Origin of the sequence: Aeromonas popoffii, assembly GCF_000820025.1 — a bacterium.
Taxonomy (GTDB): domain Bacteria; phylum Pseudomonadota; class Gammaproteobacteria; order Enterobacterales; family Aeromonadaceae; genus Aeromonas; species Aeromonas popoffii.
The window spans coordinates 1-4,959 of record NZ_CDBI01000041.1 but is presented as its reverse complement, the minus strand read 5'-3'; the positions used below and the strand labels follow the sequence as shown (position 1 = coordinate 4,959).

The window sequence follows — 4,959 nt, the reverse complement described above, 5'->3', positions numbered from 1 at the left end:
ATTTTAACAATATGTTCACACTCTCGCCCTGAGTGTCACCGGTCCCAGCGACGTGCTGGTACGCGGCAACCACATCGAGCGCATCGCTGTGAACCAGCCGTCAGAGCCCGGCGCTATGCTGATCAAAGGCCAGGGGCGCACGCTGATGCCTGGCCTGATCGACATGCACTGGCACAGCATGCTCGCCAGTCCGCCGCTGGCTGTCGCGATGTCGGCCGATGAGAATTACCTCGCGTTGCTCGCCGGCATCGAGGCAGAACGGACACTCATGCGTGGATTCACCACGGTCCGTGATGTTGGCGGCCCCGCGTTCGGCCTGAAGCGGGCCATCGACGAGCATCGGTTGCCTGGCCCACGGATCTTTCCTTCCGGCCCGATGATCAGCGTGACCAGCGGTCATGGTGACTTCCGCAGTGAGCACGATCTGCCACGAACACTCGGCGAGCCCGGCTCGCGCTTTGACCGGATGGGGTATTCCGCGATCGCGGATAGCGCTGACGAGGTGCGCCTGCGCACGCGCGAGCAACTGTTGCGCGGTGCCTCGCAAATCAAGCTCTCGGCCGGTGGGGGAGTTGCCTCGCCGCACAGCCCGCTGGATGCGATCACGTTTACCGAGGCGGAGTTGCGCGCCGCGGTGGAGGCGGCGAAAAACTGGGGCACTTACGTGACAGTGCATGCCTACACTTCCGAGTCGATCCGGCAAGCCATCGCCGCGGGCGTACAGTGCATCGAGCATGCAATGCTGATGGACGACGCAACCGCCCAGCTGATGGCGAGCAACGGCATCTGGCTCAGCACCCAGCCGCTGCCGTTGGAGCTGGGTAACACATTTGCGGCAGGTTCTGAGGAGCGGGCCAAGTTCCAGCAGGTGTACGACGGCGTGGACAACGTGTACAAGCTGGCCCGCAAGTACAAGATCAAGGCGGCCTTTGGCACTGATGTCCTGTTCTCCAGCTCGCTCGCTACTCAGCAGGGCGCCCTGCTGGCCAGCCTGACACGCTGGTACCCGCCTGCCGAGTTGCTGACGATGGCCACCGGGACCAACGCCCAATTGCTGTCAATGTCTGGAAAGCGCAACCCCTATCCGGGGAAGCTGGGTATCGTCGAAGAGGGGGCGATAGCCGATCTTCTTCTCGTCGATGGCAACCCGATCGAGGACATCAATCTGATCGCGGACCCAGACAAGAATATCGTCCTCATCATGAAGGACGGAGAGATCTACAAGAACACCATACCAAAGTGATTCGCAGGTTTGACGAAGTGACGCCCAACAACTGATGCAAGCGGACAGCCGCCCGGAATTTGAGACAACTGATGCTGTCGCAGCAGGCTACCGCTTAATTCAGACGGTAATTCCCCCATATTTAGAGGTATGCAAAAGTAAAAATTATGCTGGCTGTCAACGCAGATATTCGACGATACCGCGTACGAGTTTGCTTTTGGTGACAGCATCGATAATGGAATAGATGCTGGTTTCAGTATCGTTTTTTCTGCATTTTTACTCGACGTTTATTCAGAGCATGTCTCTGAATAGATATCTTGAGTAAATACATCAACTATTCGTGGTTTGTCGAAAATTTCGTTTAATACCAGAAAAACAAAAATTACACTTGCCAATTAAATTCAACTTTGCTTATCGTCTACTCATGCGCTTGCTGTTCTTCCGCAGTCAATGGATTTTTGGCGCCAATAATTTGTTCAAGGAGAAAAGAACATGGATCCCTTTATCGGTGAAATTCGTCTGTTTCCCTGGGGCTGGGCACCGGAAGGCTGGCTGCCTTGCGAGGGCCAGATTATGCAAGTCAATAGCAATGTCGCGCTGGCTTCTCTGCTGGGCAGAACCTATGGCGGTGACGGAGCCACGACGTTCGGCCTGCCGGATCTGCGTGGCCGGGTCGCCCTGGGGCAGAACTACAGCGCCTCCACCGTCGATCCGATCATGGATGTGCACGCGCTGGGCACCAAAGGCGGTAGCGAAACCGTGACGATGCCGCAAAACTCGGTGGCCCTGCATAACCACGCCACACATGTATCCAACGCCCCGGGCAACGATGACGCGGGCGGCAACATTCCCGCTGTCAGCTCGAACACCAAGGGGGTCCCGGCAAAACCGACCTATACCTCGGCAACCGGCACTCTGATCGCCCTCAACAGCGCGACTGTTACCCCAACGCCAGGCACGCCCATGCCGAACATGCAGCCCTCTATCGTCGGCTACTTCTGCATCGCTACGACGGGCATCTACCCACCACGCCAGTAACGGCTGTCTACAGACCCTCAAGTAAGGAAACTGACATGTCTGAAGCTTTCGTCGGAGAAATCCGCATGTTTGCCGGCAATTATGCGCCAGAGAATTGGGCGCTCTGTGACGGTACGCTGCTGCCAATTAGCAACTTCCAGGCCCTCTACTCGTTGCTGGGCACCCTGTACGGCGGTAACGGCAGCACCAACTTCGGCCTCCCGGACTACCGTGGCCGGCTCCCCGTGGGCCAGGGCTCAGGCACCGGGCTGACCCCAAGGACACTAGCGCAGACGTTTGGCGTGGAAACCGTGACCATGAGGCCGGAAAACACTGCCCCCCACACCCATGGCTTTATGGTGAGCAGCCAAGATGCCACGTCGGCGACCCCATCCCCTGCCGGAATGCCGCCCGACAGCATGACCTTTGGCAAATTCCCGAGTGCGGGGCTTATCACCGGGCTGTACAGCGCAGGAACCGGCACATCCGTGGCCGTCCCGATGAACCCGCAGTTTCTCGACCAGGCACTGGGCTGGGGCGCCGTAGCCCCCCATAGCAACCTGATGGGGTCATTGGCCGTCAACTACATCATTTGCCTGGTCGGCCTCTATCCGACCCGACACCAGTGACCCTCTCTACTCAATCTGGAATGAACGATCATGGATGCTTTTATCGGTGAAATCAGACTGTTCCCCTACAACTTCGTCCCGCAAAACTGGGCGTATTGCGATGGCTCGACCCTCACGGTCCAGCAAAATCCTGCGCTCTATTCGGTGATTGGCAACCGGTATGGCGGCTCCCCTGGCCAGAACTTCAAGCTGCCCAACCTCAACGGGCGCGTGGCCATGGGCGCCGGGGCCGGCCCCGGGCTGTCCGACAGGCCCGTTGGCACGGCCCTCGGAGCCGACCGGATAACCATGGGGCCCAGCAATTTCGCCCCTCATACCCATCAGGTGTTGGCCAAGGACGGTAGCGAATCGGCGGCTGCTCTGGATATTCCCAACAACACTGCCTACCTGGCGCAACCCCGCAACATACGCCTGTACAACAACACCGCACCGACTGCGACAAGCCAGACACTGGCTGCCACCACGGTGGGCAACGCCGGTAGTGGCGCGACATCGACGGCACTGCGTAACACCATGCAACCCTTCCAGACACTGTCCTACTGTATATGCCTGGATGGCGAGTACCCGATCAAATCCTCATGACTCACAGCCCCCCTCTCCCTTTGCCAGCAGGCAACGTGGCCGTACTGCGCAAGCAGAACGGCCACGACCTGGGATTTCTTCAGGCGCTGTACGCCTCACGCCGCTGGGCCGAAGTCAGCGCAGTACCTGGCTGGAACGACGCCCAGCGCCGGGCGTTCCTGTATTCACAGGCCGAACTGCAGCGCCAGCATTATGAAAAGTACTTTCCCGCCGCGGACTTTTTGATCGTTGAGCAGGCCGGTAGCCCGATCGGGCGCCTGTGCGTGCAGTACGAGGCCGACGATGTGCGCATAGTCGATATTGCCCTGCTTTCGGACTGGCATGGCCGGGGCATCGGCACCGAGTTGCTGCGCACAGTACTGGCCAAGGCCGACGCCCAGCGCCAGACCTGCAGTCTGAGCGTCGAACAGGGTAGCCGTGCCCGCCGGCTGTATGAGCGGCTGGGCTTTCGCGCTAGCGCCGACACTGGTCTGTACACCCAGATGCAGCGTCCTGTGCCTCGGGAAGCATGTGAAAGCCCCTGACCTTTGAGCATGACCACCGCCCAACGGCCTGCTATCGCTGCGCTGTAACCGCTGGACCTTTATCAACATTCACGCAGGACACGACCTTCAAACCGGTCAAAAGGCAGGAAGCCCTCATGAGAACACAGCTCACCGTGCCAGGTAACTGGCTGACTCGTCCGCTGATTTCACTTTTTATGTTGCTGGTCTTGTTGGTCCTGGCCAACCAGGCAATGGCCGCGGCTCCCGTGATCACCAGTCCGGCTTCGGGCAGTACCTTGCCCAGCGTGGCGGTAGGCCAGGCCATGAGCATCCCCATCAGCTCGAGCGGCGGCGCCTTGCCTCTGGACATATGGGTGGAATGCGATGCCAACGACCCGGACTACGATGGCGTGACGCCCTGCCTGCCGCCGGGGCTGATCCTCGATCCGTCGCCGGGCAGCTCGACCACCACGCTCTACGGCTCGCCAACCACCGCCGGTACCTACACATTCAGCATCACCCTCAATGACGGCCTGAATCAGGGCGGTGTTGCCACCTACACCCTGGTGGTTACCAGCTCCGCGGCGCCGACCCTGACCTCCGCAGCACCGAGCAGTGGCCCCACAGCGGGCGGCACCTCCGTCACTCTGACCGGTACCAATCTGACTGGTGCTACCGCCGTGAGCTTTGGCGGAACGGCGGCCACCGGCTACATCGTCAACAACGCCACTACCATCACCGCCACCACCCCGGCCCACGCCGCCGGCACGGTGAACGTGGTGGTCACCACGCCAGGGGGCAGCGCGACCCTGACCAATGGCTATACCTACAACGAGCCGGCCCCGATCGCAGGCCCGGTCAGCACCACGGTGGCGGCCAACAGCAGCGCCAACCCGATCACCTTGAACATCAGCGGCGGCGCCGCCACCAGCGTCACCGTGGCCAGCGCTGCCAGCCATGGCACCGCCAGCGCCAGCGGCACCAGCATCACCTACAGCCCGACAGCTGGCTTCTCTGGCGCCGA

General features: G+C 60.5%; 6 protein-coding genes. All 6 read left to right on the top strand.

From position 1 onward, the window contains the following. The first annotated feature begins 52 nt into the window (after positions 1-52). Positions 53-1,243 (top strand): metal-dependent hydrolase family protein, encoded by a 1,191-nt coding sequence (locus tag BN1129_RS07760; protein WP_052449326.1) that lies wholly within the window; start codon positions 53-55, stop codon positions 1,241-1,243. 471 nt (positions 1,244-1,714) lie between these two features. Next, complete coding sequence (locus BN1129_RS07755) at positions 1,715-2,260, top strand: phage tail protein (protein ID WP_042035679.1); 546 nt, start codon at positions 1,715-1,717, stop codon at positions 2,258-2,260. Positions 2,261-2,295: 35 nt separating this feature from the next. Then, positions 2,296-2,868: a phage tail protein gene (locus BN1129_RS07750; protein WP_042035677.1), complete on the top strand. Its 573-nt coding sequence runs from the start codon at positions 2,296-2,298 to the stop codon at positions 2,866-2,868. Positions 2,869-2,898: 30 nt separating this feature from the next. Then, the gene (locus tag BN1129_RS07745) at positions 2,899-3,450 is read left to right on the top strand and encodes a phage tail protein (RefSeq protein ID WP_052449325.1); all 552 of its coding nucleotides are present in this window, start codon (positions 2,899-2,901) and stop codon (positions 3,448-3,450) included. Positions 3,451-3,485: 35 nt separating this feature from the next. Next, the gene (locus BN1129_RS07740) at positions 3,486-3,974 is read left to right on the top strand and encodes a GNAT family N-acetyltransferase (protein WP_209418489.1); all 489 of its coding nucleotides are present in this window, start codon (positions 3,486-3,488) and stop codon (positions 3,972-3,974) included. A gap of 116 nt (positions 3,975-4,090) precedes the next feature. Next, positions 4,091-4,959 (top strand): IPT/TIG domain-containing protein (locus BN1129_RS07735; RefSeq protein WP_042035671.1); only part of this gene is annotated, 869 nt, incomplete at its 3' end.

Bases quoted from the DNA above. Each gene is read 5' to 3' on its own strand.
- BN1129_RS07750 (WP_042035677.1), top strand. From the start codon at position 2,296: ATGTCTGAAGCTTTCGTCGGAGAAATCCGCATGTTTGCCGGCAATTAT.
- BN1129_RS07755 (WP_042035679.1), top strand. From the start codon at position 1,715: ATGGATCCCTTTATCGGTGAAATTCGTCTGTTTCCCTGGGGCTGGGCA.
- BN1129_RS07745 (WP_052449325.1), top strand. From the start codon at position 2,899: ATGGATGCTTTTATCGGTGAAATCAGACTGTTCCCCTACAACTTCGTC.